This is a genomic window from Luteipulveratus flavus (assembly GCF_029439465.1).
In the GTDB taxonomy this organism is placed as follows: Bacteria; Actinomycetota; Actinomycetes; order Actinomycetales; family Dermatophilaceae; genus Luteipulveratus; species Luteipulveratus flavus.
In genome coordinates, this window is the sequence record NZ_JAROAV010000008.1 from 22,347 (window position 1) to 46,426 (window position 24,080).

The following is a 24,080-nucleotide window of genomic DNA, read 5'->3' on the forward strand; positions in this document are numbered from 1 at the left end:
GGGCAGACCGCGAGCTCTGCAGGCGGCCGCGAAGTCGAGCGGCCATCGCCAGGATCGTCGCGGCCTGCCGGTCGGTGCTCGCCCACTGCGCCGCCCGGACGGCCGCGACCTCACCCTTGACCTCGTGCCGCGAGATGCCGAGGTCGCGCAGCTGGGTACGCGAGACCACGCCACCGTTCCGAGCTGCCGGTGCGGCGACCAGGCGCGCCCGTTCGTACCGTCCCATGGCGCCAGCATCACGACGTCCTGAGGGAGAAGCGGTCGCAGGACGGCCGTCGGTGGAGAACACGTCGCCGGGCCGGAGGATGTGGATCACCGGCCCTCGACGACGGCAGAAGGTCCGAGCGCCCCGGCGCTCGGACCTTCTGCACGGTGCGCGGGCTGCCCACCCGCGTGGCTCTCAGCCCTTCAGGAGCTGGCGCGCCATCACCATCCGCTGGATCTGGTTGGTGCCCTCGTAGATCTGGGTGATCTTGGCGTCGCGCATCATCCGCTCGACCGGGTGGTCCTTGACGTAGCCCGCGCCGCCGAGCAGCTGGACGGCGTCGGTGGTGACCTCCATGGCCACATCGCTGGCGTAGCACTTGGCGGCCGCGCCGAAGAAGCTCAGATCCTGGTCGCCACGCTCGGACTTGGCTGCCGCGACGTACACCATCTGACGTGCCGCCTCCAGCTTCATCGCCATGTCGGCGAGCATGAACTGCAGGCCCTGGAACTCGGCGATCGCCTTACCGAACTGCTTGCGCTCCTTGACGTAGCCGAGGGCGTAGTCGAGTGCGCCCTGGGCAATGCCGACGGCCTGCGCACCGATGGTGACGCGGGTGTGGTCGAGCGTGCGGAGCGCGATCTTCAGACCCTCGCCCTCCTGGCCGATGATGCGGTCGGCCGGGATGCGGCACTGGTCGAAGTGCAGCTCGCGGGTGGGGCTGCCCTTGATGCCGAGCTTGCGCTCGGGCTCGCCGAAATCGAAGCCCTCGTCGGACTTCTCGACGACGAACGCGCTGATGTTGCGGCCGCGCTCGCCCTCGGGGTCGGTGACCGCGAGGACGGTGTAGAGCTGCGAGACGCCGGCGTTGGTGATCCAGGACTTCTGCCCGGACAGGACGTAGGAGTCGCCGTCCTTCTTGGCCCGGCAGCGCATCGACGCGGTGTCGGAGCCGGCCTCCCGCTCGGACAGCCCGTAGGAGATCATCGCCTCGCCGCTGGCGACCAGCGGCAGGTACTTCTTCTTGAGCTCCTCGGACGCGCCGAGGATGACCGGCATGGAGCCCAGCTTGTTGACCGCCGGGATGAGGGAGGACGACGCGCACGCACGGGCGACCTCCTCGATGACGATGCAGGTCGCGAGGGCGTCCGCGCCGACGCCGTCGTACTCCTCAGCGATGTGGGGAGCGTGGAAGTCGGCGGCGACGAGAGCGTCGAGCGCCGCCTGCGGGAACTCGCTCTTCTCGTCGACCTCCGCGGCGTGCGGGGCGATCTTGTCGTCGGCCACCGCGCGGACGGCCTCACGGAGGGCCTCGTGGTCCTCCGAGATCTTGAACAGGTCGAAGTCAGTGTTCCCAGTCACGGGGGCACTCTACTTCGCGGTAGCCACCGCTCCCGATCCCGTCTCGTGCGCGGCCTGCGCCACCGACGGGAGGGACGCGGCGTCGATCCTCGTCGCGTCGACGGTCGCGGTGGCACCGAGCCCCGGCCGGACCAGCCACAGCACCTGGTCCCGACTTAGCCAGGCCGCTCCGCCGTTGATCGTCGTCGCCTCGTAGGCCGCCTCCTCGGCCGGACGCTCCTGCCACGGCACCAGCCAGTCGTGGAACGCCTGCGGGTCGGTGAACCGCTCGGACCGGACGACCGTCACGCTCAGGTCGACCGCCGACCCCTCCGGCACCGGCGACTCCCACACGGTCGTCGAGATCTGCGTCCCGTCGTCCTCGGACTCGAACGAGGCCATCTCGCCCAGGCCGCCGGGCAGGTGGGGGAAGGTCACTCCCCCGACCTCGACGTGCTGGTCGCGGCTGGGCTCGGGTGTGGCGGCGGTGGTCATCCGCGACCGCGCAGGGCGGGCTGCACCTCGCGCTCGAACAGCTCGATGCCGGAGGTGTCGTACGCGGCCTCGGCGAAGTAGGTGATCGCGTACGTCATGCCGGCGTCCTGCAGGGCGGTGAACCGCTCGACGAGCTGCTCGGGCGTCCCGCAGCCGAGGCTGGTCCGCTGCTGGGCGACCTCGTCGATCTTCACCTGGGAGACGCCCGCCTTGCGGTAGCGGTCCTGGATGCCGGCGATGCGGTCGTCGAGCTCCTTGTCGTTCTCGCCGATGATGATGTTGTAGTTGGAGCTGCGCACGATCTCGCCGAAGTCGCGGCCGATGTCCTTGCAGTGACCCGCGAGCACTTCGCTCTTGTGCTGGAACCCCTCGAGGTCGCCGAAGAAGTTGGTGTAGTCGGCGTACTCGGCCGCGATCCGCAGCGTCTTCTGCTCGCCGCCGCCGGCGACCCACATCGGGATGCCGTTCTTCTCCGACGTCGTCTGCAGCGGGCGCGGCTGGCAGATCGCGCCGTCCAGCTGGTACTCCTTGCCGTCCAGGGAGGCCTTCCCCGTGGTCCACATCTGCCGGAAGATCTCCACGCCCTCGCGCAGCCGCTCCAGCCGTACGCCGGCCCGCGGGAACCCGTAGCCGTACGCGCGCCACTCGTGCTCGTACCAGCCGCCGCCGATGCCCATCTCCAGCCGGCCGGCTGACACGTGGTCGACGGTGGCGGCGACCTTGGCGAGGTAGCCGGGGTTGCGGTAGCTCATGCAGGTGCACATCTGGCCGAGCCTGATGCGGTCGGTGGACGCCGCGAACGCCGCCATCAGCGACCAGGCCTCGTGCGTGGCCTCGTCCAGCGGCTCCGGGACGGTGTGGAAGTGGTCGTACACCCAGATGGACTCCCAGGCGTCGATGCCGTCGAACCGCCGGGCGAGGTCACGCATGACCGGCCACTGCCGGGCGGGCTCCACCCCGACCAGGTCCATCCGCCATCCCTGTGGCACGAACACTCCGAAACGCATGGGGCCTCCTGTGGTCGACGTCTGCGTCCCCGACGCTAGTACCCCGTACGCGGCCGGCTCAGCCAGCCCGTCCCCGTCAGAAGAGCGGCTGCGGCAGCACTCCCTCCAGGGCGAGCAGCTGACGCTTGGTGTCGAGACCGCCCCCGAACCCGACCATCCGTCCGTCGGCCCCGACGACGCGGTGGCACGGCACGACGACCGGCAGCGGGTTGGAGCCCATCGCGACGCCCACGGCCTGGGCACCCTGCGGCTGACCGAGCCGGGCGGCGAGGTCGCCGTACGCGACGACCGTGCCGTACGGGACGCCGGTCGCCAGCTCGGCGAGCACCTCGCGGCTGAACCCCTGGGCGAGCGACCAGTCCAGCGGCAGCTCGAAGTCGCGCCGCCCGCCGGCGAGGTAGTCACGCATCTGGGCCACCGGCTCGGCGAGGAGTCCGCGGTCGGACTCGACCGGATCGCAGCCGAACGCCTCACGCAGCTGCCCGAGCACGCGGTCGCGGACCGAGGCGCGGGCGTGGAAGCTCACCGACACCAGGCCGCGCTCGGTCGCCGCCAGCATGAGCGGGCCGATCTCGGTGTCGAGAACGGTCCACTCCAGGCGCGTCGTCGTGGTCACCAGGCCCAGGCTAGACGCGCGTACCGACAGCGGTGGGTACGGCCGCGTCGCCCCCGGCCGCATCGGACCGCCCGCGCTCCCGGCCGAGGACGCAGGCCACGGCGCCGATGGCCAGGCCGACCACCACGCCGAGGTCCGGGCGGGTCCCCATGAGCGCCCAGGTCAGCAGGGCGGCACCGGACGGGATCACCGCGAAGAGCATCGAGACCTGGGCGGCGCCGGCGCGCCTCACCGCCTGGAGGTACAGGGTCATCCCGAGCACGGAGCTGAACACCACCATCGCGAGCAACGACAGGACGGCCTGCCGGGCGTCGTACACCTCGACGGGGCCGAACAGGGAGAACAGCACCGCGAACGGCACGGAGGCCGTCACGCCGATGGCGCTCACCGGCACCGCGTCCACGCCCGCCAGCCGCCGCTGCTGCAGGACCCCGCCGAGGGACAGACCGACCAGCGCGACCACCGGCGCGAGCACGGCGGCGTCGATCCCGACGTCGGCCACCCGCCCAGCGAACGCGACGACCACCGCGACCACCGCGAGGACGAGCGCCACGGCTCGGCGCCGCGAGATCCGCTCGCCGAGCAGCGCGGCGGCCAGGACGGCGGTGGCGAGCGGGTTCATCGCGATCACGAGGGCGACCAGGACGGGTGAGACGCCGAGCCGCATCGCCTCGTAGCAGCCGATGAACTGCACGGCCTGGGTGAGCAGGCCGACCACCACGGCGTCGCGCAGCTGGACCCCGCGCGGCCGGCGCGCCCCGGTCACCACCGCGATCACGGCCAGGGCCAGACCCGACAGCACGAAGCGTCCGACCAGCAGCGGCCCCGGTGCCATGGCCTCGACGCCGAGAGCGCCGATCGGGTACCCCAGCGAGTAGAGGAACGCGACCGTGACGGCGAGGCGAGGTTCCAGCTTCATACGAGCAGCCTGCCCGCGGCCCGCATCCCTGTCCAACAATGATCGCGTATCGCTATCAATCACCACTGCTGATCGATTATCCTGACCCGGTGAGCGGCACCCTCGACATCGCACCGCTGCGCTCCCTGGTGGCCGTCGCCGCGGCCGGAGGCTTCCGCCGGGCCGCGGTCACGCTGCACCTCACCCAGTCCGCCGTCAGCCAGCACGTGCGCCGGCTCGAGCAGACGACCGGTGCTCCGCTGGTCGAGCGGGTCGGCCGGCGCACCCGTTTCACCCCCGACGGCGAGCGGCTGCTGGTCGAGGCCCGGCGGATCCTGGCGGCGCACGACGCGGCCCTCGCCCAGTTCGAGACGAGCCGCAGCGACGTCCTGACGATCGGCGCCGCTCAGCACGCGGCCGAGATCCTGCTGCCGGAGATGATGCCCGTCGTGCGAGAACGCCTGCCGGAGAAGGAGATTCGACTGCGGCTGGACCGGACCCGCACGGTCCAGGAGATGGTGGAGTCGGGCGCGATCGACGTCGCGGTCCTCACCGCACTCGGTGCGCCGCCGGCCGCGCACCGCAGCCGGCTGCACCTGCGGTGGTACGCCGCGCAGGGCTGGGAGCGGCCGGCGCAGGCCCCGCTCCCGCTCGTGGTCTTCGACGCCCCGTGCTTCATGCGGCAGCCGTCGTTCGACACCCTCACCGACGCCGGCGTGCGCTGGCGGATCGTCGCCGAGGCGGGCGACCTCTCCGGTGCGCAGTCGGCAGCACGTGCCGGGATGGGCGTGCTGCTGCTGCCGACGCTCGGGCGGCCGCCCGAGGGTCTGCAGGCGGTGGCCTCGCTGCCCGAGCCCCCGGACGTGCACATGGCGGTGCGGACGGGTCCGCACACACCGAAGGTCGTCGCCGACGCCGTTCGAGGAGCGGTGCGGCGGGCGATGCAGGGCTGATGCCTCAGTCCTGCGCGACCTGCCGGCGCAGGGCCTCGCCCTTGGCGTACGCCTGCTCCTTCAGCTCGTGCTGGAACCGGGTCATCCGCTCGCGCAGCGCGGCGGCCTCGTCGTCGGTGCCGCTCGCCAGGATGCGGGCCGCGAGCAGACCCGCGTTGCGCGCGCCGCCGATCGACACCGTCGCCACCGGTACGCCCGCGGGCATCTGCACGATGGACATCAGCGAGTCCATCCCGTCCAGGTACTTCAGCGGCACCGGCACGCCGACGACCGGCAGCGGCGTCACCGAGGCGAGCATGCCCGGCAGGTGGGCCGCTCCCCCGGCGCCGGCGATGATCACCCGCAGCCCGCGCTCGACGGCACGGGCGCCGTACTCGATCATCTCGTGCGGCATCCGGTGGGCGGAGACGACGTCGGCCTCGTACGCGACACCCAGCTCCCGCAGCGCCTCGGCCGCCAGCTGCATGACCGGCCAGTCGCTGTCGCTGCCCATGACGATGCCGACCGGCCCGGCGGCCGTTGCGTCCCAGCTCATTCGGTGATCGCTCCTTGCAGGTACCCGGCCGCGTGCTGCGCCCGGTCACGGAGGTCGTCCAGGTCGACCCCGCTGACGTTGACGTGGCCGATCTTGCGGCCGGGACGCACACCCTTGCCGTACAGGTGGACCTTCAGCTCGGGGTCGCGCGCCAGGATGTGCCGGTACGCGGGGTACAGCTCGGGGTAGTCGCCGCCGAGCACGTTGCCCATCACCGTCCACGGCGCGCGGGCTGTCACGGCGCCGAGCGGGAGGTCGAGCACCGCGCGCAGGTGCTGCTCGAACTGGCTGGTGACCGCACCGTCGATGGTCCAGTGGCCGCTGTTGTGCGGCCGCATCGCCAGCTCGTTCACCACGAACGTGGCGCCGACCTGGAAGAGCTCGACCGCCATGACGCCGGTGACGCCCAGCTCGCCCGCGATCCGCAGGGCCGCCTCGGTCACCTCGGCGGCGAGGTCCGCAGGCAGGTCCGGGGCGGGTGCGAGCACCTCGGTGCAGATCCCGTCGGTCTGGACCGTCTCGACGACCGGCCACACCGCCGCCTGACCCGACGGGCTGCGGGCCACCAGGACCGCGAGCTCGCGGGTGAACGGCACGGCCTCCTCGGCGAGCAGGCCTGCGGTGTCGGCCGCCCGCTCGAGCCAGTCCGCCGCCTCGGCGGCCGTCCGGACGACGCGGACGCCCTTGCCGTCGTACCCGCCGCGCGGTGTCTTCACCACGACCGGCCAGCCGTGCTCGTCGCCGAACGCCTGGAGGCCCGCCTCGTCGTGGACCGGCGCCCACGCCGGGCACGGGACCCCGATCGCGCTCAACAGGCGCCGCATCGCGAGCTTGTCCTGGGCGTGCACGAGCGCCTCGGGCGAGGGGTGCAGCGGTATGCCGTCCTCCTGCAGGGCGGCGAGAACGTGGGCGGGGACGTGCTCGTGGTCGAACGTCACGACGTCGCACTCGCGCGCGAAGGCACGCACGGCCTCGACGTCGGTGTGCTCGCCGACGGGCGCGGCCGGGACGACCAGCGCGGCGGACGCGTCCTCGCTCTCGGCGAGCACGGACAGGGTCACGCCCAGGTTGACCGCCGGGGGCTGCATCATCCGGGCCAGCTGCCCGCCGCCGATCACGCCGACGACCGGGAAACCCCCGGGTGCTCGACGCGGACGGGGGGCCGGTGCCGGTTCGTTCACGCGCCACACCCTACGTGGCGGCATCGAAGGCCGCGTCTACAGTCGTGGGGTGCCGTCCCGCAGCGCCGCGCCGCCGCGCCCCCGTCTGATCGACCGGGTCCGTGGTGCCGTCGGCGTCCTCTGGCGGGAGATGGCCAAGTTCGGCATCGTCGGCGCGATCTGCTTCGTCATCGACATGGGTGGGTTCAACCTGCTGGTCAACGGACCGATGGAGCACAAGATCACGACGGCCAAGATCGTCAGCGGTGCGGTCGCCACGCTCGTGGCATGGATCGGCAACCGCTACTGGACGTTCCGCCATCGCCGGAACCGCCCCGTCACCCACGAGGTGCTGCTCTTCTTCGTGGTCAACGGCATCGCCCTCGGGATCGCCGCGGGGTGGCTGGCCTTCGCGCACTACACGCTCGACCTCGACAGCCCACTGGCCAACAACGTCAACGCGTTCATCGGCATCGGGCTCGGCACGCTGTTCCGGTTCTGGACCTACCGGTCGGTCGTGTTCGCCAACGAGCCCGTCGGCGAGCCGGAGGACGAGCCGGTCACCACCGCCTGACCGCGGCGCCCCACGGTGGTCGTCGCCCGCGTCAGTGGGCGCCCGGGACCTCCGAGAGGAACAGGGCGAACTGGGGCGGGTGGATGCCCAGGAGCTCCAGCCGACCGCCGTTGGACTGGGCCAGGTCCCGCGCGAGCGCCAGCCCGAGACCCGTACCGCCGGTCGTGACCTGCCGTTCGAAGATGTGCGCCGCGATGGCCGGGTCGATGCCCTTGCCCTCGTCGGTCACCTCCACCACCACGGACGGGCCGCTGCGCCGGGCGTTGACCTCGACCCGGCCGCCGCCGTGCTTGAGGGAGTTCTCCAGCAGCGTCGAGATGATCTGCGCGAGGTGGTCGGGCGACGCCAGCACGTGCAGGTCTCGCTGCCCCGACACCTTCACGCTGCGCCGGGCTTGCTGGAACGCCGGCAGCCACTCCAGCTGCAGGCTGGCCAGCACCGCGTCGAGCGAGACCGCGGGGACCTGGTCGTCCGGGGTGGCCCGGGAGCGCCGCAGCAGGTCGTCGATGACCCGGGTCAGACGCTCGACCTGGTCGATGCAGATGTGCGCCTCCTCGCGCATGAGCTCCGGGTCGTCCGACAGCGAGATCTCCTCGAGCCGGATCAGCAGCGCGGTCAGCGGGGTTCGCAGCTGGTGACTCGCGTCGGAGGCGAAGTCCCGCTCGTTCGCCAGCTGCCGGGCCAGGTCGGACGCACGCCGCTGCAGCACCCGGGAGACCTTGTCGATCTCGGCGATGTCCGTGGTGAGCGGCTCGAACTTCGGCCGCCGGGCACCGAGGTCCTCGGCGCGATCGGCGAGCTGGGTCATCGGGTCGGCGACGGCGTCTGCGTGGCGCCGGGCGAGGACGGCCGCCGCGCCGAGGGCGATGAGGCTGAGCAGGATCACCAGCCCGAGCAGGACGGCGATCGTGACGACCGACTCACGCAGGCCGTGCAGGACCGCCACACCGACCGCGATGGCGATCACGGTCGGCGCGGCGACGATGAGGACGGCCAGGAAGGCCGTGGCGAGGTTGGCCCGGACGAGCCGCTCCCGCAGGTTCACTCACCCGCACCCGGTTCGAACCGGAAGCCCACCCCACGCACCGTCGTGATGAACCGGGGCGAGGACGCGTCGTCGCCGAGCTTGCGGCGCAGGACCGACACGTGCATGTCGAGGGTCTTGGTCGAGCCGAACCAGGCGGTCTCCCAGATCTCGCGCATCAGCTGCTCACGGGAGACGACCTTGCCCTGCTCGCGCACGAGCACCCGCAGCAGGTCGAACTCCTTGGCGGTGAGCTGCAGCTCCTCGTCGCCGAAGAACGCCCGCCGGGCGTCGGCGTCGATGCGCACCAGCGGCGTCACGCTGGTCGCGTCCGTCGGGCTGCGCCGCAGCAGCGCCCGCACCCGGGCGAGCAGCTCCGCCAGCCGGAACGGCTTGGTGACGTAGTCGTCGGCACCGGCGTCGAGCCCGACGACGGTGTCGACCTCGTCGGCGCGGGCGGTGAGGATCAGGACCGGGACCGTACGGCCGGAGGCCCGCAGCCGTCGGCACACCTCGAGGCCATCGATCTTCGGCAGGCCGAGGTCGAGGACGACGACGTCGGGGTTCTCCTTCGCGCCGGCGAGGGCCGCTTCGCCGTTCTCGCGGACGTCGACCTCGTAGCCCTCCCGCCGCAGCGCCCGGGCCAGCGGCTCGGAGATCGTCGGATCGTCCTCGGCCAGCAGGACCCGTGCCATCGGCAAGGTCGTGGGGGCCTCACTCATCTCCAGTCACCGCTTCCTCTTGGTTCGACACACGCATCATCGCCCGGGCCACCGGGGCGCCCGCTTCTCCGCGAACGCTCGCACACCTTCGGCCCGATCGCCCGAGAACGCCGTGGCCCGCCAGCAGGCGTCCTCGATCTCCAGACCGGCGGCAAGGCTGACATCGTGCCCGAGGCGCATCGCCTTCTTGGCGTTGCGCAGTCCGACCGGTGAGTGTGCGGACACCGTAGCGGCCCACTCCAGCGCGCGGTCACGGGCCGAGCCGGCCGGGACGACCTCGTCGACGACGCCGACCTGCTCGGCCTCGCGGGCGGGCAGCCGTGCCGCGGAGAAGATGAGGCGCGCAGCCCGCGACCAGCCCACCCGGCGGGTCAGCAGCTGGGTGCCGCCGCCGCCCGGGATCACACCGACCGAGACCTCGGGCAGACCGACGACGGCGTCCTGGCCGCACACGATCACGTCGCAGGACAGCGCGATCTCCAGACCGCCCCCGAGCGCGTACCCCTCGACGGCGGCGACCACCGGCACCGGTAGGTCGAGCACACCGCCGTACGCCGCCCGCGCGACAGGGCGCTGGGCGACCAGGTCGGCGTCGGTGAAGGAGTTGCGCTCCTTGAGATCGGCGCCGACGCAGAACGCCTTGTCACTCGCACTGGTCACCACCACGCAGCGGACGGTGCCGTCGGCGGCGAGCGTGGCCGTGGCGGCGGCCAGGTCGCGGGCCATCGCGGTCGAGACGGCGTTGAGCGCGTCCGCACGGTCGAGGACCAGCTCGGCCACGTGGTCGCCGTGGCGTTCGATGCGTACCAGGGTGGTCGTCATTCGTCTCCTTCGTCGGCTTCGGATGGGTGCCGCAGCTGCAGCGCCCAGGGGACGATCTCACCGATGCCCTGCAGCTCGATCGGGTCGAGCGCGGCGGTGCGGACCCACTGCCGGTCCTGGACCGCGCCGGCGACCTGCGCGTCGGCGAGGACCGTGCCCGGGCGGGCGACGGCGGTCAGTCGTGCGGCGCGGTTGACGGTGTTGCCGTAGATGTCACCGAGTCGGGCGAGGACGCGACCGGTCGCCATCCCCACCCGCATCCGCGGCACGAGGTCGTCGGCAGCGGCGGCGTCGAGCAGGTCGAAGGCGATGTCGACGGCGCCGCCGATCTCCTGGTGGGTGAACAGCACCTCGTCCCCGACGGTCTTGACCAGCGCGCCCCCGTGGGCGGAGACGATGTCGGAGGCGAGCGCCTCGAAGCGCAGGACGAGCTGGGCCAGCTCGCGCTCACTGAGCTGGCGGACCAGCTGGGTGAAGCTCACCAGGTCGGCGAACCCCACGGTGCGCATCACGCCGACCGGGCCCTCGGGCTCGGAGTCGGCCACCATGCGCGAGACCGCGACGCTGAGGTTGCGGCGCCAGGAGTAGACGAGCAGCGGCTCGAGGGCGTCCGCGAGGTCGGCGACGCGCTGGGCGGTGACCAGCGCGGTGTGGCGGTCCAGGCCCATGCCGTCGTCGCCGCTGACGAAGTCGGCGATCAGCTGGGTCTGCCACATCGCCAGCCGGTCGGTGCTGCGGCCGAACGCCCGTGCCATCGCCAGCGCCGTCGCGTGGTCGACGTCGGCGTCGGCGATGAGCTCGGCGACGCGGTGCAGGGCCTCGACGTCGGCGTCGCTGAACATCACGTCGTCGTCGCGCGGGCTGGCGAACCCCAGGGCGCGCCACAGCAGCCGGGTGTCCTCGTGCGAGACGCCGGCCTGCCGGGCGACGTCACGGCGGCGCAGCGTGCGGTGGCCGCCCATCAGGCTCGCCTCGATCTCGTCGACGTACCGCGCGCTCTCGCGGTCGTCCACGGACCGGTCGGGCCGCTCCTGCTCCTCGGTCATCGCCCTCCCCCGTCGGTGGCGCCGCTGGTCGCGCGGACGTGCACGATGTCGCCGACCGCGTGCGCGACCACGCCGTCGGGGCCCGTCACCACGAGCCGGCCGTCGTCGTCCAACGAGGTGGCGCGCCCCCGCCGGACCTGGTCCCCCGGCAGGTGGACGTCGACGACCTGACCGAGCGTCACGCAGTGGGCGACGTACGCGGCACACAGCTCGGCGAGCCGCGTCCGGTCCGCCCAGGACTGCTGGAGCGTCGCCAGCCCGGAGAGCAGGTCGACGACGACCTCCTCGCGGGCGAGGTCGCCGGCGCCGCAGGCGCGCAGCGACGTGGCGGTGTCGACGGGCAGCTCGGCGACGGTCTGGTCGACGTTCAGGCCCACCCCGACGACGACCACTGGCGCCCCGGCGTGGGTGCCGGTCTGGCAGAGGATGCCGGAGATCTTGCGCCAGGGCGCATCGCTGCCGGACCGGGCGAGCACGTCGTTGGGCCACTTCAGGCCGACGTCGACCCCGGCGGCGCGGCGCACGGTCGAGCGGACGACGCCGCCCACGAGCAGCGGGACCCAGCCCCAGGTCGAGGTGTCGGCCGGGAGCGGCAGGCTCGCGGACAGCGCGATCGAGGAGCGCGGCGGCGCCTGCCAGACCCGCGCCAGCCGGCCGCGACCCTGCTCCTGGTGGTCCGCGGTGACGACCCGCCACGGGCGCGGGTCACGCAGCAGGTCGGCGTTGGTCGAGCCCACGGTGTCCAGGACGACCAGGTCGCTCCATGGTCCGGCGGCCAGACCGGCCCGGATCCGATCCCGCATCAGGGCACGGCGAGGCCCCGTCACGGCGTCCCCGATGCGGCTCACGGCGCCAAGGCTATTGTGCGGCGCATGAGCAATGCTGCCCTGCCCTCGGACGACGCCCCGGACCTGCGCACCACCGCGGGCCGGCTGGCGGATCTGCACCAGCGCAACGACGAGGCGGTCCACGCCGGCTCGGCGCGCGCGGTCGAGAAGCAGCACGCCAAGGGAAAGCAGACCGCGCGCGAGCGGATCGAGCTGCTGCTGGACGAGGGCTCCTTCGTCGAGATGGACGAGCTGGCCCGGCACCGCTCCACCAACTTCGGCCAGGAGTCGCACCGCCCGTACGGCGACGGCGTCGTCACCGGCTACGGCACCGTCGACGGGCGTACGGTCTGCGTCTTCTCCCAGGACTTCACCGTCTTCGGCGGGTCGCTGGGCGAGGTGTTCGGCGAGAAGATCGTCAAGGTGATGGACCTCGCCGCCAAGATCGGCTGCCCGGTCGTCGGCATCAACGACTCCGGCGGCGCCCGCATCCAGGAGGGCGTGGTCGCGCTGGGTCTCTACGCCGAGATCTTCCGCCGCAACGTCCACGCCTCCGGCGTCGTCCCGCAGATCTCCCTGGTCATGGGCCCGTGCGCCGGCGGCGCCGTCTACTCCCCCGCCATCACCGACTTCACCGTGATGGTCGACCAGACCTCGCACATGTTCATCACCGGCCCGGACGTCATCAAGACGGTGACGGGCGAGGACGTCGCGTTCGAGGACCTCGGCGGCGCCCGGGCGCACAGCACCAAGTCGGGCGTGGCGCACTACATGGCCTCCGACGAGGCCGATGCCATCGGCTACGTCAAGGAGCTGCTCTCCTACCTGCCCTCGAACAACATGGACGAGCCGGTCGTCTACGACGTGGACGTCGAGCTGGAGATCACCGACGCCGACCGCGAGCTCGACACCCTCGTCCCGGACTCCCCGAACATGCCGTACGACATCGTCACGGCGATCGAGCACGTGCTGGACGACGGCGAGTTCCTGCAGACCCAGGAGCTGTTCGCCCCGAACATCGTCACCGGCTTCGGCCGCGTCGAGGGCCGCCCGGTCGGGGTCGTGGCCAACCAGCCGATGCAGCTCGCCGGCACCCTGGACATCAACGCCTCCGAGAAGGCCGCCCGGTTCGTGCGCACCTGCGACGCGTTCAACGTGCCGGTGCTGACCTTCGTCGACGTGCCGGGGTTCCTGCCCGGCACCGACCAGGAGTGGGGCGGCATCATCCGGCGCGGCGCCAAGCTGCTGTACGCCTACGCCGAGGCAACCGTGCCGCTGGTCACCGTCATCACCCGCAAGGCGTACGGCGGCGCGTACGACGTCATGGGGTCCAAGCACCTGGGCGCCGACATCAACCTGGCGTGGCCGACAGCGCAGATCGCGGTCATGGGCGCCCAGGGTGCGGCGAACATCCTCTACCGCAAGCAGATCGCGGCGGTCAGCGAGGAGACCGGCGGCGACCAGGCCGCGATCGAGGCCCGACGCCAGGAGCTGATCCAGCAGTACGAGGACATGCTCGCCAACCCGTACATCGCGGCCGAGCGCGGCTACGTCGACTCGGTCATCCCTCCGTCCTACACCCGCACGTACGTCGTCAAGGCGCTGCGCGCGCTGCGGACCAAGCGAGAGACCCTGCCCCCGCGCAAGCACGGGAACATCCCGCTGTGACCCGCGAGGAGCAGGCGCCCACCCCGAGGCTGCAGGTCGTGCGCGGCGACGCCTCGCCCGAGGACATCGCCGCCGTGCTCGCCGTGCTGTCCGCGGCGGGCGAGCCCGCGGCACCGCCGGCGCCGGTGCGCTCCCGGTGGGGCCGGCCGCAGATGCGGATCGGCGTGCGCGCCTCCCCGGACGGCTGGCTGCGGTCGGGTCGGCCCGGCTGACCTGCCCTCGGCGGCGGTGCCGTGCCCCGTGTCTCATTCTCGGTAACTCGTAGTTATCTCTGAGACAGCATCCTGTTATCGTCCGGCGGGCGAGGTCCTCCTCGCTCCCTGTCGGCACGACCAGGAGTACGTCCATGCGCAAGCTCGTCCTGCTCGCCCTCGTGGGCCTCGGCGCCCAGCTCGTCGACGGCAGCCTCGGCATGGCGTACGGCGTCACGTCGACCACGCTGCTGCTGGCCATCGGGACCAACCCGGCCGCCGCCTCGGCCACCGTCCACCTCGCCGAGATCGGCATCACCCTGGTCTCCGGCGCCTCGCACTGGAAGTTCGGGAACGTCGACTGGCCGGTCGTGCTCAAGATCGGTGTCCCGGGAGCCGTCGGCGCCTTCGCCGGGGCGACCTTCTTGTCCAACCTCTCGACCGAGACCGCCGAGCCGATCATGTCGCTGGTGCTGCTCGCGCTCGGCGTGTACGTCCTCACCCGGTTCACCCTCTGGGGGCTGCGGACCAGCAACCTGGGCAAGCCGCTGCGCAAGCGGTTCCTCAGCCCACTCGGCCTGGTCGCCGGCTTCGTCGACGCGACCGGTGGCGGCGGCTGGGGGCCCGTCGGCACGCCCGCGATCCTCAGCTCCGGCCGCCTGGAGCCGCGCAAGGTGATCGGCTCGGTCGACACGGCCGAGTTCCTGGTCTCCATCGCCGCCAGCATCGGCTTCCTCGCCGCGCTCGGCTCCAAGGGCATCGACTTCGGCTGGGTCGCCGCGCTGCTGATCGGCGGCGCCGTCGCGGCGCCCGTCGCGGCCTGGCTGGTCCGCCACATCCCGCCGCGCATCCTCGGCTCCCTGGTCGGCGGCATCATCATCGTCACCAACTCCCGGACGCTGCTGAAGAGCGACTGGATCGACGCCGCGGACGGCACGCGGTACGCCGTCTACGCCGTGCTCTACGCGGTCTGGGCGGCAGCGGTCGCGTACTCGGTGCGGGCCTGGCGCCGCAGCGAGGCCGTCGCGCCGTCGCCGTCGCCGTCGGAGCAGGAGACGGTCAGCGCCTGACGTTCCGCCGCCGCCGGACGGTGCGCTCGAGCGCGGCGTGCTCGTCCGGCACCAGCACCCCGGCGGCGAGCACCTCGTCCGCAGCGTCCAGGTCGCCCATGAAGGCCCCGAGCGCGACCGGGACCGTGATGTCGTGGTCGGCCCGCGACACGACGGCGACCTCGTCGCCGGTCGTGATCCGCCCGGGGGTCTCGACCGCGAGGTAGGCACCCGATCGTCCGTGCGCCGCGAAGGTCTTCACCCACCCGCGCTCCCCCATCCGGGCGGCGAAGGTCGAGCACGGGATCCGCGGACCGGTCACCACCACGACCACCTCCGGGCCGATCCGCCAGCGGTCGCCGATGCGAGAGGCGTCGACGTCGTACCCCACGGTCGTGAGGTTCTCCCCGAAGGTGCCGCTCGGCAGGTCGCGCCCGAGCCGGGCCTCCCAGGCGTCGAGCTCCTCGCGGGCGAAGGCGTACAGGGCCTGGGTCGAGCCGCCGTGGTGGCGACGGTCGCCGATGAAGTCGCCGACGGCTCCGCTGCCCTCGCCGCCGTGCTTGGGCCCCGGATCGCGCACGTCGACGTGCTCGACGGGGTGCTTGCCGATGCCCGTCGGGATGCGCTTGCCCTGGGACGTCGGCTGCGGGGAGCCGACGTTCACCGAGATCACCTGAGGCATGGCCCTACGGTACGACCGGTTCACGCCGGCCGAGGGATCGCGGCGAAGACCGACTGCCCGAACCACCCCGCGACCCGGCGACGGACGTCGGCCGGTGCGTCCACCTGCAGGGCGCCGGACCGCACCGCGTCGGCCCACGAGCGGTCCCCGCGCCACACCTGGGTGAGCGTCCGCAGGCTGGTCTCCAGGTGGGCGGCGGACTCGAAGCCGGGGTCGTAGTCGCAGATGTCGACCTCCCCGGACGTCACGCACACCCACCAGCGCGACACCGGGGCCGCGACGTCCGCGAACCGCAGCGAGACGACCGTCCGGCCGGCGGGCCACTCCTGCGTCGGCAGCGTCCGCCGGACGTCGAACATGAGCAGGTGCGGGTCGAGGTCGGCCTCGCCGAGGTAGCCGACCCACCGGACGCCCCAGGCGCCGAGGGCCTCGACGACCGGCCGCAGCTCCTCGCCGCACGCCGTCAGGACGTACGTCACGTGCCGGCCGTCCGCGCGTCGCTCGATCACGCCGGCGCGCTCCAGGGTCCGCAGCCGCTTCGACAGCAGCGCGGGCGACATGCGCGGGTTGCCCCGGCGCAGCTCGTTGAAGTGGGTGCTGCCCAGCATCAGCTCGCGCACCACCAGCAGCGTCCAGCGCTCGTCCAGCACCTCCATCGCCTTGGCCACCGGGCAGAACTGTCCGTACGACGACGCCATGGCGCCACCTCCTCGTGACCCTCCAGTACACGCCCGCGGCGGTCGCGACCACCAGTACAGATCTGGAACTGGCCGCCGACCCGACGACGCAGGACGGTGGTCGTGAGAGGCACAGACCTGGGAGGGCGCCATGACCGACACCATCACCGACAAGAACCTCAAGGCTCGACACCGTGCCATGTGGGCGTCGGGCAACTACCCCGCCGTCGTCGACGACGCCGTCGGACCGCTGGGCCCGATCCTGGTGCGAGAGATGCAGATTCGCGCGGGCGAGCGCGTCCTGGACGTCGCCGCCGGTTCGGGCAACGCGTCCGTCCCGGCGGCGCTCGCCGGGGCGGAGGTCGTGGCCAGCGACCTGACACCCGAGCTGTTCGATGCGGGGCGCCGGGCCGCAGCGGAGCAGGGAGCGACGCTGAGCTGGGAAGAGGCCGACGCCGAGGCGCTGCCGTACGAGGACGCGTCGTTCGACGTCACGCTGTCCTGCCTGGGCGTCATGTTCGCCCCGCACCACCAGGCGGCCGCCGACGAGCTGCTGCGGGTCACCCGGCCGGGCGGGCGGATCGGCCTGCTCAGCTGGACGCCGGAGGGCTTCATCGGCCGGATGTTCGCGACCATGAAGCCGTACGCGCCGCCCCCGCCCTTGGGAGCGCAGCCGCCCCCGCTGTGGGGCTCGCCGGACCACGTCCGCGAGCTGCTGGGCGAGCGGGTCGAGGACCTCTCCGCCCGGCGGGAGCGGCTGAGCGTCGACCACTTCACGTCCGGAGCGGACTTCCGCGACTACTTCAAGCGTGTGTACGGGCCCACGATCGCGGTCTACCGCTCGCTCGGGGACGATGCCGAGCGGGTCGCCGAGCTGGACCAGGCCCTGGCCGCGCTCGGCCAGGAGCGCGATCTGGGCGGGGGTCGGATGGAGTGGGAGTACCTGCTGGTGACGGCGCGCCGGCGGTGAGCGACGGCGCTCGGCGTCAACCGGGTGGCCGCACCCGATCGGCGGCCCTACAGTCCGGGGAGTGACCGACACCACAACCACCAGGACGCCCACGGCCGTCGACGCGATCGCCGACCGCTACCACGAGGCGGCGCTCGCCCTCAGCCCAATCGGCCAGACCTACCTCGGGATCCCGGGCCACGAGACCGAGCTCGACGACTTCTCCCCCGCCGGCCACGAGGCCCACGCCACCCTGCGCGCGGGCGTGCTGCGCGACCTCGACGCCGCCGAGCCCGTCGACGACGTCGACCGGGTGACGATCTCGGCGATGCGCGACCGCCTCGGCCTCGCGCAGGAGACGCACGAGGCCGGCATCGACATCGCCGACCTGAACGTCATCGCCTCGCCGCTGCAGGAGATGCGCGACGTCCTGGACCTGATGCCGACCGACACCGACGAGCACTGGTCGCACATCGCCGGCCGTCTCCGGGCCATGCCGGCGGCACTCGACCAGTGGTTCGAGTCGCTGCACGCCGGCGCCGAGCGCGGCATCGTGAGCGCGCGCCGCCAGGTCGAGGCCTGCATCCAGCAGACCGTCGACCACACCGCCGGCGACGGGTACTTCGCCACCCTCGTCAGTGGCGCCCGGGTGGACGGCAACGACCTCGACGAGTCCGTCCGCGCCGACCTGGAGGCGGCGGCGGGCGAGGCCTCCGCGGCGTATCGCGCGGCCGGCGAGCGCCTGCGGGACGAGCTGCTGGCCAAGGCTCCCGAGTCGGACGGCTGCGGCCGGGAGATCTACCCCCTCCACTCGCGCCGGTTCCTCGGCGCGGCCGTCGACCTGGAGGAGACCTACGCGTGGGGGCAGGAGGAGCTGGCCCGCATCACCGAGGAGATGCAGCGCGTCGCCGAGCAGATCAAGCCCGGCGCGAGCGTCAAGGAGGCCATGCAGGCCCTCGACGCGGACCCGGCCTACCAGCTGCACGGCACCGACGCCCTCAAGGCGTGGATGCAGGAGAAGGCCGACGAGGCGATCGCCGAGCTCGGCGGGACCCACTTCGACATCCCCGTCCCGGTGCAGACGATCGAGTGCATGATCGCGCCGACCCAGTCCGGCGGCATCTACTACACCGGCCCCAGCGAGGACTTCTCCCGGCCCGGTCGGATGTGGTGGTCGGTGCCCAAGGGGGTCGAGCAGTTCGGCACCTGGCGCGAGCTGACGACGGTCTACCACGAGGGCGTGCCCGGGCATCACCTCCAGGTCGCCCAGACCATGTACCGCTCGGAGCTGCTGAACTCCTGGCGCCGGATGGACGCCTGGACCTCCGGTCACGGCGAGGGCTGGGCGCTCTACGCAGAGCGGCTGATGGACGAGCTCGGTTACCTCGACGACCCCGGCAGCCGGCTGGGCATGCTCGACGGTCAGTCGCTGCGCGCCGCCCGCGTCGTGCTCGACATCGGGGTGCACTGCGGGTTCGAGGCGCCGGCGGAGGTCGGCGGTGGGTCCTGGACGTACGACAAGGCGTGGCAGTTCCTGAACGCCCACGCCGACATGGCCGAGGGGTTCCTGCGCTTCGAGCTGGACCGCTACCTGGGCTGGCCGGGCCAGGCGCCGTCGTACAAGATCGGCGAGCGGCTGTGGATGCAGCTGCGCCAGGAGCTGCAGCAGCGCGAGGGCGACGCGTTCGACCTGAAGGCGTTCCACCGTCGCGCGCTGGACATCGGCGGCGTCGGCCTCGACACACTGCGGGAGGCGCTGCTGCGGCCGACCTCCTGAGGTGAGCGAGCCGCCCGGCCACGGCCCGGGCGGCCGCGCCTGCCCCGGTGCAAGGATGGCGACGTGCACGTGGCGATCCCGATCCTGCTGCTCGCGGCCACCGTCGTGGTCGTGGCCACGGCGTGCCGTCGCGTCGGCCTGTCCGCGCCCCTCGTGCTCACCGCGCTGGGGGCGGCCGCGTCCTACCTGCCGTGGGTCCCGCTGCCGTTCGCGGTCGAGCCCGAGGTCATCCTGCTCGGGTTCCTCCCGCCGCTGCTGTTCGCGGCTGCCTCGCAGACGTCGCTGATCGACCTCAACCACAACCGTCAGCAGATCCTGTCGCTGTCGGTGTTCCTCGTGCTGTTCACCGCCCTCGGAGTCGGCCTGGTGACGTGGCTGCTGCTGCACGGCTGGCTCGGGCTGGACGTCACGTTCCCCGCGGCCCTCGCCCTGGGCGGTGTGGTGGCGCCGCCGGACGCGGTGGCCGCGACCGCGGTCGCCCGGCGGATCGGCCTGCCCCGCCGCGTCGTGACGATCCTCGAGGGCGAGTCGCTGTTCAACGACGCCACCGCGCTGGTCACCGTCCGGACGTCGATCGCGCTGGTCGCGGGCGGTGCGACCGTCCTGACCGCGTCCCGAGACTTCCTGATCGCCGCGGTCGGCGGCGCGGTCGTCGGACTCGTGGCGTTCAAGGTGATCGCGTGGGTGCGGACGCACGTGACCGAGCCCGTCACCGACGTCGCCATCTCCTTCCTGTCGCCATGGCTGGCGTACCTGCCCGCGGAGGCCGTCAGCGCCGGCGGCGCGCACGGGTCCGGCGTCATCGCGGTCGTCGTCTGCGGGGTGCTGCTGGCCCACGAGGCGCCCACGATCCAGACCGCCCAGTCCCGGGTGTCCGAGCGGATGAACTGGTCGACCATCCAGTTCCTGCTCGAGAACATGGTGTTCCTGCTCATCGGCCTGCAGACGCACACCATCGTCGACGCGGTCGTGAAGGACGAGAACATCGGGCTGGTCAACGCGCTGCTGGTCGGTCTCGCCGTGCTGGTCACGGTCATCGTCCTGCGGCCGCTGTTCGTGATGCCGCTGGCGCTGCTGTGGAAGCTGCCGGTCAGCCGGGCCGACCCGCTGTCGATGCGCGAGGCGGCGATCATCTCCTGGGCCGGCATGCGTGGGGTGGTGACGCTGGCGGCGGCATTCCTGCTGCCGGCCGACTTCGCCCAGCGCGAGGCCCTCGTGCTCATCGCACTGATCGTCGCCGTCGGCACGCTGATCGTCCACGGCTTCTCGCTCGGCTGGCTCTCCCGCCGGTTGGACCTGCACGGTCCGGACCCACGCGAGGACGCGCTGCAGTCGGCCCAGGTGACCCAGGCGGCGGTCCGCGCCGGCCGCGCCGAGCTGGACCGCGTCCTGGAGGACCCCGACACACCGACGGTCCCCGAGGACATCGAGCAGGCGCTGCGCGCTCAGGCGGAGCGGCGGGCGAACATCGCGTGGGAGCGCCTCGGTGGTGGCCGCGACGACTCCGAGGCACCGACCGAGGCGTACCGGCGGCTGCGGACGGCGATGCTCCAGGCGGAGCGCACCAAGGTGTTGAAGATGCGCGACGCCGGGCACCTGGACCACACGGTCCTGCGCGCGGTGATGGACTCCCTCGACGTCGAGGAGTCGATGATCGCGGCGGTCGGTGAGCGGCAGCAGAGCCTCGACGACCGGATGCTGCTGACCCCGGAGGAGCGCCAGGGCGGCTGCGAGGACCTGCGCGACGCCTCCTCGTCGGTCAACCCGGAGACCTTCGACGAGTGTCCCGACTGCATCCGGGAGGGCACGACCTGGGTCCACCTGCGGCTGTGCCTCACCTGCGGTCACGTCGGCTGCTGCGACTCGTCGGTGGCGCGGCACGCCACCCGCCACTACGAGGAGTCGGCCCATCCGGTCATGCGCTCGTTCGAGCCGGGTGAGGCGTGGCGCTGGTGCTTCAAGCACGAGCTGCTCGGCTGACTACGCTCTCGGGCATGGCGATCCCCCTCATCCTGGCCTCGGCCTCCCCTGCCCGGCTCGCGACGCTGCGATCGGCGGGCGTCGAGCCGACGGTGCGCGCGTCGGACGTGGACGAGCCGGCCGTGGTGCAGCGCGCCGAGACCGACCTCGGGCGGCTCGACGCCGAGGACGTCGCGCTGCTGCTCGCCAAGGCCAAGTGCGAGTCGGTCGCGACGGCGGTGGCCGAGGACGACAGCGCCCCGGAAGGACTGATCGTCGGGTGCGACTCGGTCCTGGCCCTGGACGGCGAGACCCTGGGCAAGCCCGCCGACGCGTCCGACGCCGTCGACCGCTGGCGCCGGATGAGCGGTCGGACCGGCGTCCTGCACACGGGCCACTGGGTCATCGACGACCGCGAGGACGGGACGGGCGCGACCTTCGGCGCCGTGGCCTCCACCACGGTGCACTTCGCCGACCTGTCCGCCGAGGAGATCGACGCCTACGTCGCCACCGGTGAACCACTCCACGTCGCGGGCGCCTTCGCCATCGACGGGCTCGGTGGCGCGTACGTCCGCGGTATCGAGGGCGACTACCACAACGTCGTCGGCATCAGCCTGCCGCTGCTGCGCGAGATGCTCGCGGAGATCGACGTGGTCTGGCACGAGCTGCTGACGTGACCCGCCAGTAGGCGTTGTCGCGGGTCACCCGCCGGTCTAGGTTCGGCGGGTAAGCCGGTAGGCCAACCGGGCTTGCCGACTCACCCCAGGAGTCACCGACCATGCGACTTCGCCCCGTCACCCGCACCCCTCTCGGCCTCTCCCTCGCCGCCGCCGCCGCGCTCGGCATCGCGGCCACCCAGGTCGCTCCCGCCACCGGGGCACCGCCCGGCGACCCCGGCGCGCTGCGCTCCGGCGACCAGGGCGGCACCGTCAGCCTCGTCCACGTCAACGCCCCGACACCCGCGCTGCGCACCAAGGTCGACCGGCTCGGTCTGGACACCACCGAGCACGCCGACAGCAGCGGCGTCTCCGTCGTCCTGCACGGCGCCGCCGACGCCAAGGTGCTGCGCGACGCCGGGTTCACCTGGCGTACGACCATCCCCGACCTGGGTGCGCGGATGCGGGCGAACGCCGCGAAGGACCGTGCGTACGCCGCCGCCAACGCCGAGTCACCCCTGCCGAGCGGACGGACGAGCTACCGGCACCTGTCGGACTACGACGCCGAGATGACCCTGCTGGCCCAGCGATTCCCGAACCTGGTGAAGCCGCTGACGCTGAAGAACAAGAGTGTCGAGGGCCGCGAGGTCAGGGGCATCGAGATCACCACCAATGCCACCCGGGTCGACGACGGCAAGCCGGTCTTCCTCGTCATGGGCGCCCACCACGCCCGGGAGTGGCCCTCGAGCGAGCACTCGATGGAGTTCGCGTACGACCTGCTGGAGAACTTCAGGACCAGCGACCGGGCCCGCGCGATCCTGCAGAACGTCCGCGTCATCGTCGTACCGGTCGTCAACGTGGACGGCTTCGAGATCTCCCGCGAGGCCGCGCCGAAGGGCGACTTCAGCCAGTTCGACTACGAGATGAAGCGCAAGAACTGCACGGTGTCGGTCAACACGCCCCCCGCCTACCAGGGCGGCACCTGCGTGAACAACCCGGCCGGACGGCTGCGGGGCACCGACCTGAACCGCAACTACCCCGGCTTCTGGGGTGGCGGTGGCGCGTCCCCGACGTGGTCCAGCGACACCTACCGCGGCGACGGACCGGGCTCGGAGCCGGAGTCGGACAACATCCGCGCCCTCATCTCCGGACGGCAGGTCACCAACCTCATCACCAACCACACGTTCAGCAACCTGGTGCTGCGGCCGCCGTCGATCGCGGCGACCGGCCTCAGCCCGGACGAGCCGACGTACCGGGCGCTGGGCGAGGCGATGACCAACGCCAACGGCTACTCCAACTGGGCCTCCTACCAGCTGTACGACACCTCGGGCTCGGTCGAGGACTGGAGCTACTGGAACACCGGTGGCTTCGGCTTCACCTTCGAGATCGGGCCGGACGAGTTCCACCCGCCGTTCCAGACGGGCGTCGTCGCCGAGTACCTCGGGCTGTCACCCGCGCAGGGCGCCGGCTACGGCGGCAACCGCGAGGCGTACTACCTGATGGCCGAGGCGACGATCGACAAGTCGAAGCACTCGACCATCGCCGGGACCACGCAGAAGGGCCGGACGCTGAGCGTGAGCAAGACGTTCATCAGCGCCACGTCCCCGGTGATCGGCACCGACGGCACGGTCGGGCCGCCGCGCTACTACCAGGACACGCTCACCTCGCGGCTGGTGCCGGACAAGACCGGCCGGTTCAGCTGGGCGGTCAACCCCTCGACGCGTCCGCTCGTCGTGGGCCGGTACGGCCGCGATCCGGTCGGGCCCGCCGAGCCGGCCAAGCCGGTCGCGAACCCCGCCGGGGTGCCGGCGGTCGGCCAGTCGGAGACGTCGTCGTTCAGCATCACCGGTGCCCCGACGTACGACAACGGGAAGGCCACGCTGAACTTCAGCTGGCCCGGCGGAACCGCGGTCGACTGGGACTTCTACGTGTACGACTCGCGGGGCCGGCTCGCGGCCCAGGCGGCGACGGCCGCCAACCCCGAGGCGGCCACGCTCATCGACCCGGTGCCGGGCACGTACACCGTCGTGGCCGTCAACTACGACGGCGGAACGACGACGACGGACTGGACCGGCGCGGTGAGCTTCTCCTCGCCGACGCCGGGCACCTACTCCGGGCTGAAGGAGTCCTGGACGCTGACCTGCTCGGCGGCCAACGGCAAGGTGCTGAAGTCGCAGATGGTGACCGTCGACCGCGGCCAGACCGCGAACGTCGGTGACCCCTGCACCAAGTCGCGGAAGCGCTGAG

General features: G+C 72.3%; 24 protein-coding genes. 10 read left to right on the forward strand and 14 right to left on the reverse strand.

From position 1 onward, the window contains the following. Positions 1-400 precede the first annotated feature (400 nt). The 5 genes from P4R38_RS01825 to P4R38_RS01845 form a co-directional block, all read right to left on the reverse strand. Positions 401-1,567 (reverse strand): acyl-CoA dehydrogenase family protein, encoded by a 1,167-nt coding sequence (locus P4R38_RS01825; protein ID WP_277190798.1) that lies wholly within the window; start codon positions 1,565-1,567, stop codon positions 401-403. A 9-nt stretch (positions 1,568-1,576) separates the two neighbouring features. Continuing rightward, positions 1,577-2,041, reverse strand: a complete 465-nt coding sequence (locus P4R38_RS01830; RefSeq protein WP_277190799.1) for a hypothetical protein — start codon at positions 2,039-2,041, stop codon at positions 1,577-1,579. After that, positions 2,038-3,048, reverse strand: a complete 1,011-nt coding sequence (locus P4R38_RS01835; RefSeq protein WP_277190800.1) for an LLM class F420-dependent oxidoreductase — start codon at positions 3,046-3,048, stop codon at positions 2,038-2,040. The genes P4R38_RS01830 and P4R38_RS01835 overlap by 4 nt, the downstream gene beginning before the upstream one ends. A 76-nt stretch (positions 3,049-3,124) precedes the next feature. Then, a complete protein-coding gene (locus tag P4R38_RS01840) occupies positions 3,125-3,664 on the reverse strand; it encodes a methylated-DNA--[protein]-cysteine S-methyltransferase (protein WP_277190801.1) in 540 nt (179 codons plus the stop codon). Between the two features lie 10 nt (positions 3,665-3,674). Continuing rightward, positions 3,675-4,583, reverse strand: a complete 909-nt coding sequence (locus P4R38_RS01845) for a DMT family transporter (RefSeq protein ID WP_277190802.1) — start codon at positions 4,581-4,583, stop codon at positions 3,675-3,677. An 89-nt stretch (positions 4,584-4,672) separates the two neighbouring features. Here P4R38_RS01845 and P4R38_RS01850 point away from each other — a divergent pair, with 89 nt between their 5' ends. Beyond that, complete coding sequence (locus tag P4R38_RS01850) at positions 4,673-5,515, forward strand: LysR family transcriptional regulator (protein ID WP_277190803.1); 843 nt, start codon at positions 4,673-4,675, stop codon at positions 5,513-5,515. Between the two features lie 4 nt (positions 5,516-5,519). Here P4R38_RS01850 and purE read toward each other — a convergent pair whose 3' ends face one another. Together purE and P4R38_RS01860 are read right to left on the reverse strand one after the other, a co-directional pair. Continuing rightward, positions 5,520-6,050 carry a 5-(carboxyamino)imidazole ribonucleotide mutase gene (gene purE / locus P4R38_RS01855; protein WP_277190804.1) on the reverse strand — a complete coding sequence of 177 codons (531 nt, stop codon included), beginning with the start codon at positions 6,048-6,050 and terminating at the stop codon, positions 5,520-5,522. Beyond that, positions 6,047-7,231, reverse strand: a complete 1,185-nt coding sequence (locus P4R38_RS01860) for a 5-(carboxyamino)imidazole ribonucleotide synthase (protein WP_277190805.1) — start codon at positions 7,229-7,231, stop codon at positions 6,047-6,049. Before P4R38_RS01860 ends, purE begins: the two co-directional genes overlap by 4 nt. Positions 7,232-7,280: 49 nt before the next feature. Here P4R38_RS01860 and P4R38_RS01865 point away from each other — a divergent pair, with 49 nt between their 5' ends. Next, complete coding sequence (locus P4R38_RS01865; protein WP_275239623.1) at positions 7,281-7,784, forward strand: GtrA family protein; 504 nt, start codon at positions 7,281-7,283, stop codon at positions 7,782-7,784. A 31-nt stretch (positions 7,785-7,815) separates the two neighbouring features. Here P4R38_RS01865 and P4R38_RS01870 read toward each other — a convergent pair whose 3' ends face one another. The 5 genes from P4R38_RS01870 to P4R38_RS01890 form a co-directional block, all read right to left on the reverse strand. Continuing rightward, positions 7,816-8,829, reverse strand: coding sequence for a sensor histidine kinase (locus P4R38_RS01870; RefSeq protein ID WP_277190806.1), 1,014 nt, complete (start codon positions 8,827-8,829; stop codon positions 7,816-7,818). Next, positions 8,826-9,503 (reverse strand): response regulator transcription factor, encoded by a 678-nt coding sequence (locus P4R38_RS01875; protein ID WP_275239901.1) that lies wholly within the window; start codon positions 9,501-9,503, stop codon positions 8,826-8,828. The genes P4R38_RS01870 and P4R38_RS01875 overlap by 4 nt, the downstream gene beginning before the upstream one ends. Positions 9,504-9,566: 63 nt before the next feature. Continuing rightward, the gene (locus tag P4R38_RS01880) at positions 9,567-10,352 is read right to left on the reverse strand and encodes an enoyl-CoA hydratase/isomerase family protein (RefSeq protein WP_277190807.1); all 786 of its coding nucleotides are present in this window, start codon (positions 10,350-10,352) and stop codon (positions 9,567-9,569) included. Then, positions 10,349-11,398 carry an adenylate/guanylate cyclase domain-containing protein gene (locus tag P4R38_RS01885; protein ID WP_277190808.1) on the reverse strand — a complete coding sequence of 350 codons (1,050 nt, stop codon included), beginning with the start codon at positions 11,396-11,398 and terminating at the stop codon, positions 10,349-10,351. The genes P4R38_RS01880 and P4R38_RS01885 overlap by 4 nt, the downstream gene beginning before the upstream one ends. Continuing rightward, entirely contained in the window at positions 11,395-12,246 is an 852-nt protein-coding gene (locus P4R38_RS01890) for a biotin--[acetyl-CoA-carboxylase] ligase (RefSeq protein ID WP_277190809.1), read from the reverse strand. Before P4R38_RS01890 ends, P4R38_RS01885 begins: the two co-directional genes overlap by 4 nt. 24 nt (positions 12,247-12,270) lie before the next feature. Between P4R38_RS01890 and P4R38_RS01895 the strand changes: the two genes are divergently transcribed. The 3 genes from P4R38_RS01895 to P4R38_RS01905 all read left to right on the forward strand — a co-directional run bounded on the left by P4R38_RS01895 (position 12,271) and on the right by P4R38_RS01905 (position 15,154). Beyond that, the gene (locus P4R38_RS01895) at positions 12,271-13,893 is read left to right on the forward strand and encodes an acyl-CoA carboxylase subunit beta (protein WP_277190810.1); all 1,623 of its coding nucleotides are present in this window, start codon (positions 12,271-12,273) and stop codon (positions 13,891-13,893) included. Then, positions 13,890-14,105, forward strand: coding sequence for an acyl-CoA carboxylase epsilon subunit (locus tag P4R38_RS01900; protein ID WP_277190811.1), 216 nt, complete (start codon positions 13,890-13,892; stop codon positions 14,103-14,105). The genes P4R38_RS01895 and P4R38_RS01900 overlap by 4 nt, the downstream gene beginning before the upstream one ends. A 134-nt stretch (positions 14,106-14,239) precedes the next feature. After that, on the forward strand, positions 14,240-15,154 hold the full coding sequence (locus tag P4R38_RS01905; protein WP_277190812.1) for a sulfite exporter TauE/SafE family protein: 915 nt from the start codon (positions 14,240-14,242) through the stop codon (positions 15,152-15,154). Here the strand turns inward: P4R38_RS01905 and P4R38_RS01910 are convergent. Together P4R38_RS01910 and P4R38_RS01915 are read right to left on the reverse strand one after the other, a co-directional pair. Beyond that, positions 15,144-15,815: an MOSC domain-containing protein gene (locus tag P4R38_RS01910; RefSeq protein WP_275239632.1), complete on the reverse strand. Its 672-nt coding sequence runs from the start codon at positions 15,813-15,815 to the stop codon at positions 15,144-15,146. The two genes, P4R38_RS01905 and P4R38_RS01910, sit on opposite strands and share 11 nt — an antisense overlap. Before the next feature lie 20 nt (positions 15,816-15,835). Further along, complete coding sequence (locus tag P4R38_RS01915; protein ID WP_275239634.1) at positions 15,836-16,513, reverse strand: winged helix-turn-helix transcriptional regulator; 678 nt, start codon at positions 16,511-16,513, stop codon at positions 15,836-15,838. A gap of 130 nt (positions 16,514-16,643) precedes the next feature. On the opposite strand from P4R38_RS01915, the gene P4R38_RS01920 reads away from it, so the two are divergent. The 5 genes from P4R38_RS01920 to P4R38_RS01940 all read left to right on the forward strand — a co-directional run bounded on the left by P4R38_RS01920 (position 16,644) and on the right by P4R38_RS01940 (position 24,079). Next, complete coding sequence (locus tag P4R38_RS01920) at positions 16,644-17,462, forward strand: class I SAM-dependent methyltransferase (RefSeq protein WP_277190813.1); 819 nt, start codon at positions 16,644-16,646, stop codon at positions 17,460-17,462. A 61-nt stretch (positions 17,463-17,523) separates the two neighbouring features. Continuing rightward, the gene (locus P4R38_RS01925) at positions 17,524-19,218 is read left to right on the forward strand and encodes a DUF885 domain-containing protein (RefSeq protein ID WP_277190814.1); all 1,695 of its coding nucleotides are present in this window, start codon (positions 17,524-17,526) and stop codon (positions 19,216-19,218) included. A gap of 63 nt (positions 19,219-19,281) precedes the next feature. Further along, entirely contained in the window at positions 19,282-21,198 is a 1,917-nt protein-coding gene (locus P4R38_RS01930) for a cation:proton antiporter domain-containing protein (protein WP_277190815.1), read from the forward strand. Between the two features lie 14 nt (positions 21,199-21,212). Continuing rightward, positions 21,213-21,854, forward strand: coding sequence for a Maf family protein (locus tag P4R38_RS01935; RefSeq protein WP_275239638.1), 642 nt, complete (start codon positions 21,213-21,215; stop codon positions 21,852-21,854). A gap of 101 nt (positions 21,855-21,955) precedes the next feature. Further along, positions 21,956-24,079: a M14 family zinc carboxypeptidase gene (locus tag P4R38_RS01940; RefSeq protein ID WP_277190816.1), complete on the forward strand. Its 2,124-nt coding sequence runs from the start codon at positions 21,956-21,958 to the stop codon at positions 24,077-24,079. Position 24,080: the final 1 nt, after the last annotated feature.

Coding starts and splice junctions, on each gene's coding strand:
- P4R38_RS01875 (WP_275239901.1), bottom strand. CDS start 9,503: ATGGCACGGGTCCTGCTGGCCGAGGACGATCCGACGATCTCCGAGCCG.
- P4R38_RS01910 (WP_275239632.1), bottom strand. CDS start 15,815: ATGCCTCAGGTGATCTCGGTGAACGTCGGCTCCCCGCAGCCGACGTCC.
- P4R38_RS01940 (WP_277190816.1), top strand. CDS start 21,956: ATGCGACTTCGCCCCGTCACCCGCACCCCTCTCGGCCTCTCCCTCGCC.
- P4R38_RS01835 (WP_277190800.1), bottom strand. CDS start 3,048: ATGCGTTTCGGAGTGTTCGTGCCACAGGGATGGCGGATGGACCTGGTC.
- purE (WP_277190804.1), bottom strand. CDS start 6,050: ATGAGCTGGGACGCAACGGCCGCCGGGCCGGTCGGCATCGTCATGGGC.
- P4R38_RS01915 (WP_275239634.1), bottom strand. CDS start 16,513: ATGGCGTCGTCGTACGGACAGTTCTGCCCGGTGGCCAAGGCGATGGAG.
- P4R38_RS01905 (WP_277190812.1), top strand. CDS start 14,240: ATGCGCAAGCTCGTCCTGCTCGCCCTCGTGGGCCTCGGCGCCCAGCTC.
- P4R38_RS01895 (WP_277190810.1), top strand. CDS start 12,271: ATGAGCAATGCTGCCCTGCCCTCGGACGACGCCCCGGACCTGCGCACC.
- P4R38_RS01880 (WP_277190807.1), bottom strand. CDS start 10,352: ATGACGACCACCCTGGTACGCATCGAACGCCACGGCGACCACGTGGCC.
- P4R38_RS01845 (WP_277190802.1), bottom strand. CDS start 4,583: ATGAAGCTGGAACCTCGCCTCGCCGTCACGGTCGCGTTCCTCTACTCG.
- P4R38_RS01920 (WP_277190813.1), top strand. CDS start 16,644: ATGACCGACACCATCACCGACAAGAACCTCAAGGCTCGACACCGTGCC.
- P4R38_RS01830 (WP_277190799.1), bottom strand. CDS start 2,041: ATGACCACCGCCGCCACACCCGAGCCCAGCCGCGACCAGCACGTCGAG.
- P4R38_RS01935 (WP_275239638.1), top strand. CDS start 21,213: ATGGCGATCCCCCTCATCCTGGCCTCGGCCTCCCCTGCCCGGCTCGCG.
- P4R38_RS01885 (WP_277190808.1), bottom strand. CDS start 11,398: ATGACCGAGGAGCAGGAGCGGCCCGACCGGTCCGTGGACGACCGCGAG.